Below are 14,417 nucleotides of genomic sequence, written 5' to 3' on the forward strand. Positions count from 1 at the left end.
AGGGATGCGACGCCTGCCGCTCAGAAGTACCGCAGCTCGGTCGAGTACCGGACGGGATGGCCGTCGCCCCGCTCGACGAAGTGGTCGTTGAGGGCCTGGGCGAGGACGTCGTGCTCGTGCGCGGTGAGCCGGACGGCGTCCTCGCGGCTCTGCAGGATCCGGTGCAGCTCGGCCGGCGGAACGGCGTCCTGGTCGAGGGCGATCGACGCCCTCCACAGGTCGCCGACGTCGAGTCCGCTCAGCGCGAGACCCGCACGCAACGCCTCGGCCGCGGCCCGCTGCTCCGGTGGGGACAGACGGCGCGCTGGATCCTCCGACATGCCGACCCGGGTACCCGGGTGGTCGCGCCGTAACCGGAAGGTCATCCCATCTCCGGCGCTGGCAGCCGTGGTTCGCCCGTCGTCGCGTTCTCCGCGGCGCGGACCGCCTGCTCGGTGAGCCAGCGGGCGACGTCGACGAGCTTGAGGTTGGTGTCCTGCGAGCTGTTCACCAGCATCCGGAACGCGGTCTGGTCGTCCACTGTGAACCGCTCCATCAGGATGCCCTTGGCCTGTCCGATGACGTCACGGGTGGTGACGGCGTGGCCGAGATTGGCGGCGTGCTCCGTGCCGTACAGCAGGATCGCGGCCTGCAGCCCGAACAGTCCGGCTGTGAGCCGGGCGGACTCGTCGAAGACGCCCGGCTCGTGCGCGTAGAGGTTCAGCGCGGACCTCTGTGGCCCGTGCAGGGTCAGCTGGACCGACATCAGCGAGCGGTAGCCCTCGCGCACGGCTCCCGGCGCGAACCGCGGCCACCGTTCGGCGTCCGGTCCCGCCAGGTCGTCCGCGACGACGATGCCGGCCGCCGGCGCGTCGTCGGCCGCCGTGACGCAGGGCCCCTCGCCGAGCTCCGCCTGCAGCTCGTCGAGCCGTCGCACGCCCTCGCTGGTGGCGTGTCCGGACGTGACGGTCCCGCGTCCGGTGCGCGAGATACCGCCCTCCTCGACGAGCGGGATCGTCTCGATGGCGAGATGGACCAGCTCGTCGAGCGTGGCGTCGACCTCGCGCGCCGCCCCCTCGTCCGCCGTCAGGGAGCGCGCGGCGTCACGCAGCGCGACGACGAGGGCGTCGGGATTCACACCCGTCATGCGACACGACCGACGTCGGACATCGCGAGGACCGTCCAGGACGTTCGTTCCGAGACCATCAGCGGGGGATACCCCCGTGGCTCCGGCGGGAAACCGACCGTCGTCGCGGTGGCCGGGTCCCCGCGGTGACACGGCCCGGTGCCCCCTGGTCACGGGTTCCGGTGCCGGTTCCGTTCGCGGTCGGTCCACCCCCGCCGGGTGCCCGACCACGCCCGATCATGCCCGCGGCAGGTTCCGTGCGAGCCGGCCGCGCCCGGCTCGCCGACAGACGGCAGCCGGCGGTCCCGCAGCGCAGGAGCGAGCCGGGCCGACCTCAGCCCGCAGACGGGATCGGTGGGTCGCGCGTGACCCCGGCGGACCGTCGCCGCACGGACGGGGCGAGGCCCTCAGACCTGCGACGCCTGCTCGGCCCGGCGGACCTCGGACACGCTCGCCCCGGTACGGACGAGCTCCGAGCCACGCTCGTAGTCGTCGTCGGCCTCGTGCGTGGCGACACCGACGATCGTGCCGTCCGACGAGTACCAGGCGGTGAACCCGCCGTCGTCGTGCCCGACGAGCTCGACGTCGTCCCACCCGTCGCCCCAGCCGGCGTACTTCAGCACCCGGTCGCCGATCACGGTCCAGAATCCGGGCGGGGAGTCCCAGCTCGCGGTCGCGCCCGCGGCGGTGGCGCCCGCGATCGCGCCCATCGCCTCCGCCTCGCCCCAGTGCTCGACGGGGAGGTGCCTGCCCGCGGCGGCGTTGCGCGCGAACGCCACGTCGCCGGCGGCGAGCACGGTCGGCGTTGAGGACCGCATGCCCTCGTCGACCACGACCCGCTCCTGCTCCATGTCCAGCCCTGTGGCGACGGCGAGCGTGCTGTTCGGCTCCACCCCGGCCGCGACGAGCACGAGGTCGGCGACGATCGGCGGGTGCCCCGGCACGTGCGCGATCCGCCCGTCCTCGATGCCGGTCACGCCGGTCTCGCCGAACAGCACCACGTTCTCCTCGCGCAGCCAGCGGGCCAGCCGGCCGGCCACGTCGTCGCCGAGGCGTGTCGACTGCGGCGCCGGCTCCCGGCTGCACACGGTCACCGTCAGCCCGAGACGCGCGAGCGACACCGCCGCCTCGCAACCGATGAACCCCGAGCCGACCACGACGGCCGACCGTGCGTCCCCCGCCGCCTCCCGCAGCGCGCGGGCGCTGGCCAGCGACCGCAGGTAGCGCACCCGCGGGTCGTCGGCGCCCGGGACCGGCAGCGGCGCGGGTGAGTTGCCGGTGGCGAGTACACAGTGGTCGAAGATGATCTCGGTACCGTCGTCCAGCACGGCGGACCGGTCGTCGGCACCCAGCGTCGTCACCATCGTCCGCAGCCGCAGCGTGACGTCGGACCAGAACGCGTCGGACTCGAGCGGCAGGTCGTCCTCGCCGCTCTCGCCCCGCAGGTACTCCTTGGACAGCGGTGGCCGCAGGTAGGGCGCCGTGTCGTCGTCGGAGACGAGCCACACCGGGCCCTGCCCGCCGTTCTCGCCGTAGGCGCGCGCGGCGGACAGCGCGGCGGGACCACCGCCGACGACCAGAAGGGCCACCCGGACGGTCTCGTTCGCGTCGGTCATGGAGTGGGCGTACCCGCGTCCGGCCGCGATATCCGGGCCTGCGAGGAGAGCAGATCGGCCAGACCACCGTCGGCCCGTCCGACCAGCCGAGCGCTCGTGGCGACGGTGAGCCCGGGCTCGACGACCACCTGGTGCCCGGTCGACCGGAACCGGCGCACCACCCCGCCGTCCTCCCCGAAACGTATCTCGGGGAATCCTTCCACCTGCAGGAACGGGCCCGCCCGCAGTCCGAGGTTCGCCGCGTACAGGCCTTCCGGGTCGTCGACCCACGTGGTGACGGGCCCGTCCGGGCGCACCCCGCCGGCCACCGCGTCCGCACCCGCGTCGGCGAGGGCAAGGTGCCGTAGGGCCCAGTCCGCGTCGACCCGGCTGTCGGCGTCCGTGCTGAGCAGCCACGTCGACGACAGTGGCGCGGGCGCGAGCCGCTCCAGCAGCCGTCGCGCGGCCCGGTTGCGCAGGGCGCCCACCGACACCTCCTGCCCGTTCACCAGGACGTCGACGGCCCGGCCGCGGCCGGACCGGCGGATCGCCCGGTGTGCGACCCCGGCCGTGTCGTCCCGGGACCGGTCGACGACGAGGCAGACGGCGGCGGTCACATCCGACGGCAGGTGCCGCAGCGCGACGAACACGGCGTCCAGGCAGCGCCCGAGGCCGTCCTCCTCGTCGCGGGCCGGGACCAGCACCCCGACGGCGCGGATCAGCGCGCTCACCGGCGGCGCAGGACGTGCATCAGGAACTCCTCGTCGACGAGCTCGACCAGCACGTCGAACCGCGGGTCGTCGGTGAACCGGGCGTGCACCGTCGCCGCGTCCGCGGGCGCCTCGACCGGCCATCCCCGCCAGTGCGCGAGGACCAGGTCGCCTCCTACGACGAGCGTGGCGGCCAGCCGGTCGACCGTGGCGCCGACGTCGTCCTCTCCGAGGTAGTAGACGACCTCGGAGAGCACGGCGAGGTCGATACCGTCCGGCAGCGCCGTCGGTCCGGGTAGTGCGGCCACATCGACCTCGACACCGGGCAGCCCGCCGGCGAGGGACGCGGTGGCTCGTACGGCGTCGTCGGTGTAGTCGGACGCGCTGACGCGGTCGCAGCGCGCGGCCAGCTCGCGGGTCAGCTCACCCAGCCCGCAGCCCGGCTCGGCCGCGTGGCGGTAGTGCCGCTGCGGCAGGCAGGCGAGCACGACGTCGCGCTTGCGCTGCTCGTACCAGCTGTCCCGGACGTCCCAGGGGTCGTTGCCGTCGCGGTACAGCCCGGCGAAACGCGAGGCGGGCGCGCTACCTCCTGCGGGGTCACGGAAGAACAGCTCGCGACCGGTACCGAAGTGCGCGAGCACGTCGGGCGGCAGCACCGCGCGTCCACCCGCGACGAGCGGCGCGGTCTGCGACGAGAACGCTTCGATCGCCCGCGCCTTCGCTGCCCGGTCCTCGTCACCGAGATCGTGCCGGTGAGCCCGTGACCAGGGGAGGTCCGGGTCGTCGGGGGAGCGCCCGGTCCACATCCAGACCGGGTACTGCCAGCGGTGCGCCGACACGGGTGCGGCCACGGACGTCGCGCGACCCGCGGCGGCGTGGTCCGGGTGCGGGTCGAGTGCCCACGGAGCCAGGCACGTGTCGGCGTCCGCCAGCAGCGGAGCGAGCAGGGGCGCGAGCACGTCCGCGTCCAGTGCGGAGTCCGGCAGCCCGAGCCAGTGCACCGGCGTGTCGCCGAGACCGAGCCGATCCAGTGCCGAGTGCAGCTCGGTCCGCCTGCGCCGTCCCAGCGCCGCGCGGTCCAGGTCGTCGTGCTCGGGTAGCGCGGCCTCGCCGTCGGTCGCGACGACGATCTCCACCCGGACGCCCGCGGCGTGGGCGGCGGCCCGCAGGTATCCGGCGGCCGCGAGCGTCTCGTCGTCCGGGTGTGCCGCGACGACGACCGTGCGCTCGGCGTCCCCGGGATCGATTGTGCGGGTGACGCGCTCGTCGAGGGCGGTCCTCCAGTCCGGCCTCACACCGGCTCCCGCACACGTGACGCCTCGACGACAGCGCCGCCGAGTGCCGCGAGGTCGCGGCCTCCGTGGTGCTGGCGGACGAAGACCTGCAGGTCCGCGATCCTCGCGGCGAGCCCGTCGTGCCTGCTCAGACCTGTGACGCCGGCCGCCTCCGGCCCGATGTCGACGATCGCGCGGGCAGTCCGCTCGGCGGCCGCCCTTGCCGTCCACACATCGCCGCGGTGGTCGTGCAGCGGATCGGCGTCGATCGCGGCGGCCAGTCGCAGGAGCAGGGCGTCGGTGGCCGCGACGGTCGTGTGCAGCGTCCCGACGGCGGCGAGCGTGTGCGGGTCGGGGTCGTTGCCGAGGGCGGCCAGGACGCCGTCGAGCACGCCGGCTGCGCCGCCCAGCCAGACCGCGGCGACACCGGCGCCGCCCCACCAGAACCCGGGTCGCCCGGTGTAGAAGCCGGGCGGCCCGATCATGGTCGCGGGGTCGACGAGCACGCCGTCGAACGCGACGTCCGTGCTGTCGCTGGCCTCCATTCCGGCCGCCCGCCAGGTGCCGCGCACCGGGCGGACCCCAGGAACGGTGAGGTCGAGGTCGATCACCTGCGACCCGTCCGGCCCCGCTGCGACGACCAGTGCCCGGTCGAGCAGGTTCGCGCCGGAGCAGAACCGCACCGTCCCCTCCAGACGCCCGGCGCGCAGGTTCGCGCCGGTCCCGCCGGAGCGGGCCGCCCAGACGCCGTACGCCGCGCCGGGGTGTGGCCGCGCGCCCGCCTCGCAGAGGATCGCGAGCGCGTCGGTGTGTCCCTCGGCCAGCCGCGCCGACGGCAGGTCGCCGCGACCCCACCCGGCCAGTGCCCGCCAGCGGCCGGTCGTGTCACCGGCGCCGGGAGCGGGCAGCGTGAGCTCGCCGATCCGGGCGTACCGCACCACGGCGGCGACACGGTCGCCGTCCGGTGGCGACGGCGGGCCGTCGTCGAGCAGGGAGGTGATCGGCACGTGCCCTCCTTCCTTCGGAGGGCCAACTACCCCTGCCCCTGCGCGCCAAACGCCGTACCGCAGCCGACGGGATCACCCTGCGGCGGCGTCCGGCAGGTCGGCGGGCCCGTCGAGGTGCTCGCGCAGCAGCGCCAGCGACGTCGTGACCAGCCGGGACACGTGCATCTGGGAGACGCCGATCCGCTGCCCGATCTCGGACTGCGTCTGGTTGCCGTAGAAGCGCAGCAGCAGGACGGTCCGCTCCCGGTCGGGCAGCGCCGCGATCGCGCGGCGCAGGTCGCCGCGGATCTCCGCGACGCCCAACGTGTCGTCCTCACTGCCGACCCGGTCGCCCAGGGACGTCCCGGTCACCGGGTCGGAGACGTCGAGCGACCGGGTCTGGTACGAGTCGAGAGCGTTCAGGGCGTCCACGACGTCGTCGACCGTCACCTCCAGCCGAGTGGCCAGCTCACTGACGCGCGGACTGCGGCCGAGCTCGTTCGTCAGAGCGGTGGACGCCCGGTCCACCGCGACCGCCAGCTCCTTGGTGCCGCGGGGGACCTTGACCGACCATGTGCGGTCACGCAGGTGCCTCTTCATCTCGCCCTGCACGCTCGGGACCAGATAGGACAGTGGCCCGCGCGGGGAGAGCTCCGGGTCGTACCGGTCGATCGCCTTGATCAGACCGATGATCCCGACCTGTTCGATGTCGTCGGCGTTGCCGTCGGAGGCGTAGCGCCGGGCGAGGTTGCGCACCAACGGGAGGAACGCGGTGACGAGCTCGTCGCGCCGCTCGCGGTACCCGATGTCGTCGGCGTTCGCCGCAGCGTGCGCCCCCAGGGCCGGGAGAAGGTCGTCGTAGGCGCCCGGGCCGTCCCGACTGACCGACATCCTCAGCAGCGGGACGTCGTGTGGGTCGAGCGGAACAGGGTCGCGCATGAGGGCCCCTGACGGGAGGGCAGCTTCCCGGCGAGGAAGTGCCGGTGGCCCCGGAGCGTCATGTGTGAACCCCGCGGAAGGTCGACCAGGGATCCGTGTAGGAGCGGATCATCGTGGCCCGACCGAACGGTATCCCCGACTCGGAGCTGCGTCCAGGGGACGGCACGTTCGCTCGCCGTCCATGTCCTGGCCGGGGTAACCGCTGACCTGCGGAAGGACGAGTCGTCACGGATTCCGACCGGGCCCGCACGACGGATTTGTTGGTACCGCCGAACGGCGTAGGTGACGCTCCGCCACCGTCGGCCGGAGTACGTTCTCCCGGCCCGCCCCGAAACCCTCACGGAGGCCCCGTGCCCACCCCGCAGGACGTGCTCGCCCCGCTCACCGACAGCGCCCTGTTCCTCACCCTGACCGTCCACCCCGGACACGAGTCGACCGTCCACGACTTCCTGCCCGATCTGGGCGACCTCGTGAAGTCCGTCGGGTTCCCGCACCCCGGCGAGGACCTGCACTGCGTGCTCGGCATCTCCTCCGACGCGTGGGACCGGTTGCTGTCCGGGCCGCGGCCCCGCTCGCTGCACCCGTTCCGCGAGATCGCCGGTGACCGGCACCGCGCCCCGGCCACCGCGGGGGACCTGTTCCTGCACCTGCGCTCGACCAACCCGTACCCGTGCTTCGAGCTGGCCCGACGCGTGGTCACGACGCTGGGCGATGCGGTCGAGGTCGCCGACGAGGTGGTGGGGTTCCGGTACTTCGACCGGCGCGACCTGCTCGGTTTCGTCGACGGAACGGCGAACCCGACCGGCGGTGACGCGGCGTCGGCCGCGCTGATCGGCGACGAGGACCCGGCGTTCTCCGGCGGCTCCTACCTGATCGTCCAGAAGTACCTGCACGACCTGGACGCCTGGACGGCGAAGCCGGTCGAGGAGCGGGAGTGCTCGGTGGGACGCCGGATGCTGGAGAACCTCGAGATCCCGGACGACGAGAAGGCACCGGACTCGCACGTCACGCTCACCACGATCACCGACCCGGACGGCACCGAGCGGGACATCGTGCGGGACAACATGCCGTTCGGCTCGCTGGCCCGGGGCGAGTACGGGACGTACTTCGCGGGCTACGCGGCGGACCCGTCGGTGACCGAGCGGATGCTCACCCGGATGTTCGTCGGCGAGCCGCCCGGAACGACCGACCGTCTGCTCGAGGTCTCGACGGCGGTCACCGGCGGGCTGTTCTTCGTCCCGTCCGCCGACCTGCTCGACGACCCGCCGCCGTTGCCGACGGCCACCGACGAGCCCACCGGGGACGGGACGCTCGGGATCGGCGGCCTGAAGGACCGCTGAGCCGGAGGCGATGATCCCGGGTTGCGGAGCGACTCGTTCGCCGACCGATCGGCCGGCTCCGCAACGGGTGATCATGCTGCGCGCGAAGGGCCCGCCACCGGCGTACCGGCGACGGGCCCCGCGCGTCTGGATCAGCTGTTCTGCGGCTGCGGAACGATCCGGATGTACGGCCGCGGCGACTGCCAGCCGTCGGGCCAGATCTTCTTGGCGTCCTCGTCGGACACCGAGCCCGCGATGATCACGTCGTCGCCCTGCTTCCAGTTGGCGGGCGTCGCGACCTTGTGGTTCGCCGTGAGCTGCAGCGAGTCGACGACGCGCAGCACCTCGTCGAAGTTGCGGCCGGTCGTCATCGGGTAGATCAGGACGAGCTTGATCTTCTTGTCCGGGCCGATCACGAACACGTTGCGCACGGTCGCGTTCTGCGCGGGCGTGCGCTGCGTCGGGTCACCGTCCACGTCGGACGGCAGCATCCCGTACAGCTTCGAGACGACGAACTCGGAGTCGCCGATCAGCGGGTAGTTCGGGGCCGCGCCCTGGGTCTCGGCGATGTCCTCGGCCCACTTCGCGTGGTTGTCGATCGGGTCGACGGACAGGCCGATCAGCTTGACGCCGCGCTTGTCGAACTCGGGCTTGGCCTTCGCCAGCGTGCCGAGCTCGGTCGTGCAGATGGGCGTGAAGTCGCGCGGGTGGGAGAACAGGACGGCCCACGAGTCGCCGAGCCACTCGTGGAAGGAGATGGTGCCCTCGGTCGTCTCCGCCTCGAAGTCGGGCGCGGTCTCCCCGATCTGCAGGGTCATGAGGTGTGTCCTCTCGGTGCTCGTGTGGTGATCACGTACAGCTTGCCGGTCGGTGTACCGGTGCCGCCCCGGGGCCCGGCATCCGACCGTGCGACGCCGCCGAGCGGACCCGGACGGCGGGGGTGCGTGTCGGAGCGGCCGTCCGACGACGGACGTAGCGGCTCAGGCGGTACGACAGACCGCGCTGCTGATGCGCATCAGGTCGACGTGGAGGCGACCGACGAGAACCCGCCCGTACACGCTCCACCTCCTGCGGGCCACGACGGCCCGACGACGTGCGCGATCCTGCTGCTCCGACGGCCCGTGGTCAAGCCGGGCCGGTGCCCGGAGTGGTGCTGAACACCGGCCACCCGATCTCCGTGCGCCATGCGGACGGGTCGTCGACATCACGTGGACCGACGAGGTAGGTCTCGTGGACCGGTCCGTCGACGACCATGGCGTGCTCGACGAGGTACGTGCCGAGCGCCCCGTACGTGACGTCGATGTCGTCGTGCGGTCCGTGGTGGACGGTGACGGCGAGGTCGCGCGCCGGGAGGTCGAGCGGCTCGACGCGTCCGGTGTGGACGCCTGCGTCGGTCGGGACGAACACGGTCGCCCGGCCGGCGCCGTGGGTGAACAACGCGTTGTCGTACAGGCCGCCCGGTGGCCCGACGGCACGGGCACCGGCCGCGGCGACCGCGTCGTCGATCTCGGCCACGGCCGCCGCGTACCAGTCCAGGACACCGTCGTGCGGGACGTCGCCGACGATCCCGGTGACCCGTCGCGCCGGCTGGTGGCGGTGCTCGACGTGCAGGCGCGGCGGATCCGGGGCGAGCAGCCGGTGCAGGGTGCGGACGGCGTCGGTGGTGGCGGCCAGGCGGCGTTCCAGCCGTTCGAGGTGGTCGGTGAGCAGGGCGGCGCGCTCGTCGACGGCGGCGGTGAGCAGGCGGGCGATGTCGCGCACCGGCATGTCCAGGTCGCGGAAGCGGCGGATGACCTGTGCCGTCGCGATCTGGTCGGGGGAGTAGTAGCGGTAGCCGGAGCCCGGATCGACGCGCTCGGGCGCCAGCAGACCGCTGTCGTGGTAGTGGCGCAGCGTCTTCACGCTCAGGTGGGTCACCGTGGCGAACTCGCCGATGGACAGCAGCGCGGTCACGTCGGTCAGCCTGCACCCTCCCGTCGGGGGAGGGTCCGCGCCGGGTGGCGGCCGTCACACCGGCTGGACCCTCCCGCTACGGGAGCCCCCAGCGTCGAGGTCATGAGAGAACTCGTCGACCGCTACTTCGCCCTCGCCGCCGACCCCGATCTGGAGGCCTATCACGCCCAGTTCAGCCGCGACGCCGTCGTCGAGGACGACGGGCAGCGACACGTCGGCATCGACGCCGTCCGGGCCTGGCGGACCGCCGTCCCGTCCGTGACGTACTCCGTGCGCAGGGTCGGGCCGACCCCGGACGGACAGGAGGCGATCGCCGACATCGCCGGCGACTTCCCGGGCAGCCCGGTCCGTCTCGAGTTCACGTTCCGGTTCGACGGCGACGCGATCCGGCACCTCACGATCCGGCCTCACGACCCGGCGTCGAGATAGGGACGGCCGCTGCGATCGCCGGTCGCGGGCGGAGGGCGACGACCGACGCCCGGTGGGCACGGGTTTGTCGGCGGAATCCGCGGGAACCCGGTCCGGTGAGCAGCTCCAGCGAGTCCCGTGTGCCCGACGTCGGCGCGTCGGACTACCTGCGTTCGATCCTGGCGCCGGTCCACCAGGACGAGGCGGCGTCGGTGATGCTGACGCTCGCCGTCCCCGCGGGTGTCCTGAACGGTCGCGCCGTCCACCCGGCCGTCTGGCTGCGGCGGATGGCGGCCGAGATCCGGTCCCGGCCGGGTCCGCCGGAGGGCAAGGACCCGGTGGCGCGGATCTTCGAGACGCACGCCGCCCGCCGCGACGACGGCGACCTCCCGACCGGGGCGCTGATGTCGTCGATCCACCACGCCTACCTCGCGGACGCGACGCTCACGCCGTCCGGCGTCGACCCGACGTCGAAGCGCGGGACGCTCTGGCAGGTCGCACTCGCCGACGTGTCCGCGTGGACGATCGGCGAACCTGCTTGACCCTGACACGGTGACAAGGCCTTCACTGGTCCCATGACCACGACGGCCGGGACCCCACGGACCACGAGCCTGTTCGACGAGCTCGGCGCAGGCGACGCGTCCGCGCGGCTCTCCGCGGCACTGCGGATCGGCACCCGCCCCGGGCCAGGGACGGTCGACGCGCTCGTCGCACGGTGTGCCGTCGAGCCGGACTTCTTCGTGCGCGACATGCTGACCTGGGCCCTGACGCGCCTGCCGGCGGACGTCACGGTGCCCCGGCTCGTCGCGGAGCTGACCTCCGAGCGGGCCCAGGCCCGCAGCCAGGCGTTGCACACGCTGTCCAAGGTCGGGCACCGGAGTGCGTGGCCGTCGATCACACGGACGCTGCTGCGGGACACCGACGACGAGGTCGCCCGCAGTGCGTGGCGCGCCGCCGTCGTCCTCGTGCCGGACGGGGAGCGGGCCGGTCTCGCGGCGGACCTGGCCACGCAGCTCGGCCGCGGCGACCGCACCGTGCAGCGGAGTCTGAGCCGGGCGCTCGTCGAGCTCGGCGACGTCGTCGAACCGGTGCTCCGGTCCGCGCTCGCGAGCGGCGATCCCGCTGTGCGCGTGCACGTCCGCGCGACCGAACGGCTGCTGCGCGACCCCGAGGCCGCGTTCGACGTCGCCGTCGACGAGGCCAGGCGGGTCGTCGCGCTCGGCCCGGACGAGGAGATCGACGGGTGCTGATCGGCGAGGTGGCGCGCCGCTCCGGGGTCAGCAGCCGCATGCTGCGGCACTACGACACCCTGGGGCTGGTGCGCCCGACCGGCCGCACGGTCGGCGGGTACCGCGAGTACGCGGACCCGGACATCCGCCGGATCTTCCACGTCGAGTGCCTGCGGTCGCTGGGGCTGTCGCTACGCCAGATCGGACGGGCGCTGGACGACCCGGCGTTCGCGCCGTCGGAGCTGATCGGTGAGCTGATCGACCGGACCGAGGAGCGCCTGCGCGCCGAGCAGGAGCTGCTCGATCGGCTGCGCGCGGTGGACGCGTCGGCGCCGGACGGCTGGGATGGCGTGTTGCGCATGGTCGAGCTGCTGCACGGCCTCGCCTCGCCGAGCGCCACCCGTCGTCAGCAGGCCGTGCTGGCCCCGACCGACGACGGCGTCCCGGTGGAGCGGCTGGCCGAGGCGGTGCTCGCGGAGCCCGACCCGAACGTCGCGGGCGCGCTGCGGTGGGCGCTCGCGCGGGCCGGCGACGACGGCGTCGCGAGCGTGGCAGCCGGCCTGTCGTCGCCGGACGCCGGTGTCCGCGGGCGCGCGGTGCGCACGCTGGCCGAGATGCCCGGTGACGAGGCGACGGCGGCGCTCGCGGACGCGCTCGACGACGCCGATCCCGGCGTGCGCGGGCCCGCCGCGCTGGCGTCCGGGGTCCGCGGCGTGACCGCGGCCGTGCCGGTGCTCGTCGCCATGGTGGTGGCCGGCACGAACGACGTCGACGCGGCCGAGGCGCTCGGAGCCCTGTCCCGCGAGCGCGGGTGTGAGGAGCGGGTGACCACCGCCGTCGTCGCCGAGCTGGACGGCGCCGACGTCACGGTCCGGCGACGCCTGACCCAGGCGCTCGCCGAGCTGCCGGCCGCCGCGGTTCGCGACGTCCTCACGCGACTGTCCACCGACGACGACCGTGCGGTCGCCGTCCTCGCATCGGCGCTGCTCGGCTGACTACTCCGGCGCGTCAAGGCCCGCGTCGTGCACGAGCAGCGCGACCTGCACGCGGTTGTTGAGGTCGAGCTTCGTGAGCACGGCCGACACGTGCGTCTTCACGGTGGCGACGCTGAGGTGCTGCCGCGCGGCGATCTCGGCGTTGGACCGCCCGGCACCCAGCTCCAGCGCGATCGTCCGCTCCCGGTCGGCGAGCAGCCCGAGACGGCGGCGGGCCGCGTCGCGGGTGGTGTCCTGATCGGACCCGGCCACGCGGTCGATCAGCCTGCGGGTGACCTCCGGCGAGAGCACCGGGCGGCCCTCGGCGGCGTGCCGGACGGCGAGCACGAGCTCGTCCGGAGGGGTGTCCTTGAGCAGGAACCCGGCCGCGCCGGCCCGCAGCGCTCGCAGGACGTGCTCGTCGGCGTCGAACGTCGTGAGCACGACGACCTGGGGTGCCTCCCGGCGGCCGCGCAGGCGTTCGGTCGCGGTGAGGCCGTCGGTGCCGGGCATCCGGATGTCCATCAGCACCACGTCCGGGGAGTGCCGGTCGACCAGCTCGATCGCCTCCGCGCCGTCGCCCGCCTCGGCGACCACGCGCAGGCCGGGTGCGCCGCGCAGCATCATCGTCAGTCCGAACCGGACGACCGGATCGTCGTCGACGACCAGCACGTCGACGTCCGGGGCGGGATCGTTCACGCCGGCCACGGTAGCCGCATGCTCGTCCGCCACCCGCCGGACGTCGTCGGGCCGTACTCGACGTCGCCGCCGACGAGCGCCGCGCGCTCGGCCAGCCCCCGCAACCCCTCCCCGGAGCCGGCCGGATGCTCCACCCGATCGGCGGTTCCGGGAGGTGGCTCCCGGTTCTCGACCTCGCTGACGAGGTGGTCGTCCCCCGTGATCCGGACGACCACCGGCGCGCCGGGCGCGTGCTTGCGCGCGTTGGTCAGGCACTCCTGGACGAAGCGGTACAGCGTGCGCCCCACCGTGTCCCCGACGGCGCGTCCACCGGTCGTCACGCCGTGCCCGTCGCGGAGCTCGACCGGCGTCCCGGCCCGGCTCGCCTCCTCGATCAGCTCCGCGATGTCCTCGACCGTCGGGAGCGGCAGCTCACCGACGGGGGCGCGGAGCACGCCGATCACCTCGCGCAGGTCCTGCAGCGCGCGGTGCGCGTTCTCCCGGATCACGTCCGCGGCGCGCGCGGTCTCCTCCTGCGACGCCTCCCGGGCGTAGGCCAGCGCGCCCGCATGCACGCTGAGCAGCGACAACCGGTGGCCGAGCACGTCGTGCATCTCCCGGGCGAGCGTCTCCCGTGCCTCGTGCTGGGAGCGCTCGGCGCGCAGCGTCGCCTCGACCTCGGCCGCCGCGGCGCGCTCCCGCAGTGAGGCGACGAGCTGGCGGCGGCTGCGGATCAGCAGTCCCCAGGCGACCACGGCGGCCGTCCCGGACACGAACAGCCCGGCCAGCGCCCACAACGGGACCGCAGGGTCCGGCCGCAGGGCCGCGTAGCCCCCGAGGGCCACCAGGTTCGTCACGAACATCGTGGCCGTCGCCCGTACCGAGCAGTGGATCGCCACGGTGAACAGCGCGACGAGCGCGGCCGGCGAGGCCGACTCGGCGAACGTGCTCATCGCGACCGCGAGCGACGCCACGACCAGCGGGAACCGTCGCCGCCACCACAGGCTCGCGCAGGCGACCACGCCGGCGACCAGATCCAGCGTGTTCAGCCACGACGACACCGGCGCGAGGATCTCCGCCCGGTTCAGCACGGCGTTCAGCCCGACCAGTGCCGGGAGCACGATCAGCGCGACGTCCCTGGCTCGTGGGGGCCACGACCATCGTCGCTCCGGAAGCCGGCTCATGGCGCAGAGCGTAGGCGGAGCCGGTGCTCCGGGGCCTCCTCCTGGTGGCCACTGCGACTCGTC

General features: G+C 73.8%; 16 protein-coding genes. 5 read left to right on the forward strand and 11 right to left on the reverse strand.

The features are described from left to right. Positions 1-20: 20 nt before the first annotated feature. From EV378_RS28520 to EV378_RS28550, 7 genes are all read right to left on the reverse strand, one after another. Entirely contained in the window at positions 21-320 is a 300-nt protein-coding gene (locus EV378_RS28520) for a hypothetical protein (RefSeq protein ID WP_132430468.1), read from the reverse strand. A gap of 41 nt (positions 321-361) precedes the next feature. Beyond that, the gene (locus EV378_RS28525) at positions 362-1,117 is read right to left on the reverse strand and encodes a GAF and ANTAR domain-containing protein (protein WP_243653811.1); all 756 of its coding nucleotides are present in this window, start codon (positions 1,115-1,117) and stop codon (positions 362-364) included. A gap of 395 nt (positions 1,118-1,512) precedes the next feature. Further along, on the reverse strand, positions 1,513-2,721 hold the full coding sequence (locus EV378_RS28530; protein ID WP_132430470.1) for an NAD(P)/FAD-dependent oxidoreductase: 1,209 nt from the start codon (positions 2,719-2,721) through the stop codon (positions 1,513-1,515). Continuing rightward, positions 2,718-3,431: a glycosyltransferase family 2 protein gene (locus EV378_RS28535; protein WP_165922520.1), complete on the reverse strand. Its 714-nt coding sequence runs from the start codon at positions 3,429-3,431 to the stop codon at positions 2,718-2,720. Before EV378_RS28535 ends, EV378_RS28530 begins: the two co-directional genes overlap by 4 nt. Further along, a complete protein-coding gene (locus EV378_RS28540) occupies positions 3,428-4,705 on the reverse strand; it encodes a bifunctional PIG-L family deacetylase/class I SAM-dependent methyltransferase (protein WP_132430472.1) in 1,278 nt (425 codons plus the stop codon). The genes EV378_RS28535 and EV378_RS28540 overlap by 4 nt, the downstream gene beginning before the upstream one ends. Next, a complete protein-coding gene (locus EV378_RS28545; protein ID WP_243653812.1) occupies positions 4,702-5,691 on the reverse strand; it encodes an acyl-CoA dehydrogenase in 990 nt (329 codons plus the stop codon). The genes EV378_RS28540 and EV378_RS28545 overlap by 4 nt, the downstream gene beginning before the upstream one ends. A gap of 72 nt (positions 5,692-5,763) precedes the next feature. Beyond that, on the reverse strand, positions 5,764-6,561 hold the full coding sequence (locus EV378_RS28550) for a SigB/SigF/SigG family RNA polymerase sigma factor (protein WP_165922521.1): 798 nt from the start codon (positions 6,559-6,561) through the stop codon (positions 5,764-5,766). A gap of 398 nt (positions 6,562-6,959) precedes the next feature. Between EV378_RS28550 and EV378_RS28555 the strand changes: the two genes are divergently transcribed. Next, positions 6,960-7,949, forward strand: a complete 990-nt coding sequence (locus tag EV378_RS28555; protein WP_132430474.1) for a Dyp-type peroxidase — start codon at positions 6,960-6,962, stop codon at positions 7,947-7,949. Positions 7,950-8,080: 131 nt separating this feature from the next. Here the strand turns inward: EV378_RS28555 and EV378_RS28560 are convergent, their stop codons facing one another. Then, positions 8,081-8,746 (reverse strand): peroxiredoxin, encoded by a 666-nt coding sequence (locus EV378_RS28560; protein ID WP_132430475.1) that lies wholly within the window; start codon positions 8,744-8,746, stop codon positions 8,081-8,083. Between the two features lie 307 nt (positions 8,747-9,053). Then, a complete protein-coding gene (locus EV378_RS28565) occupies positions 9,054-9,881 on the reverse strand; it encodes a MerR family transcriptional regulator (protein ID WP_243653813.1) in 828 nt (275 codons plus the stop codon). Positions 9,882-9,983: 102 nt separating this feature from the next. Here EV378_RS28565 and EV378_RS28570 point away from each other — a divergent pair, with 102 nt between their 5' ends. From EV378_RS28570 to EV378_RS28585, 4 genes are all read left to right on the forward strand, one after another. After that, positions 9,984-10,310 (forward strand): nuclear transport factor 2 family protein, encoded by a 327-nt coding sequence (locus tag EV378_RS28570; RefSeq protein WP_132430476.1) that lies wholly within the window; start codon positions 9,984-9,986, stop codon positions 10,308-10,310. 95 nt (positions 10,311-10,405) lie between these two features. Then, on the forward strand, positions 10,406-10,831 hold the full coding sequence (locus EV378_RS28575) for a hypothetical protein (RefSeq protein ID WP_132430477.1): 426 nt from the start codon (positions 10,406-10,408) through the stop codon (positions 10,829-10,831). A gap of 33 nt (positions 10,832-10,864) precedes the next feature. After that, positions 10,865-11,539 carry a HEAT repeat domain-containing protein gene (locus EV378_RS28580; protein ID WP_132430478.1) on the forward strand — a complete coding sequence of 225 codons (675 nt, stop codon included), beginning with the start codon at positions 10,865-10,867 and terminating at the stop codon, positions 11,537-11,539. Further along, positions 11,533-12,513, forward strand: a complete 981-nt coding sequence (locus tag EV378_RS28585; protein WP_132430479.1) for a MerR family transcriptional regulator — start codon at positions 11,533-11,535, stop codon at positions 12,511-12,513. The genes EV378_RS28580 and EV378_RS28585 overlap by 7 nt, the downstream gene beginning before the upstream one ends. On the opposite strand, the gene EV378_RS28590 is transcribed toward EV378_RS28585, so the two are convergent. Then, the gene (locus tag EV378_RS28590) at positions 12,514-13,200 is read right to left on the reverse strand and encodes a response regulator (protein ID WP_132430480.1); all 687 of its coding nucleotides are present in this window, start codon (positions 13,198-13,200) and stop codon (positions 12,514-12,516) included. After that, positions 13,188-14,354 (reverse strand): sensor histidine kinase, encoded by a 1,167-nt coding sequence (locus tag EV378_RS28595; protein WP_132430481.1) that lies wholly within the window; start codon positions 14,352-14,354, stop codon positions 13,188-13,190. Before EV378_RS28595 ends, EV378_RS28590 begins: the two co-directional genes overlap by 13 nt. Between the last annotated feature and the right edge of the window lie 63 nt (positions 14,355-14,417).

Origin of the sequence: Pseudonocardia endophytica, from assembly GCF_004339565.1 — a bacterium.
Taxonomy (GTDB): Bacteria; Actinomycetota; Actinomycetes; order Mycobacteriales; family Pseudonocardiaceae; genus Pseudonocardia; species Pseudonocardia endophytica.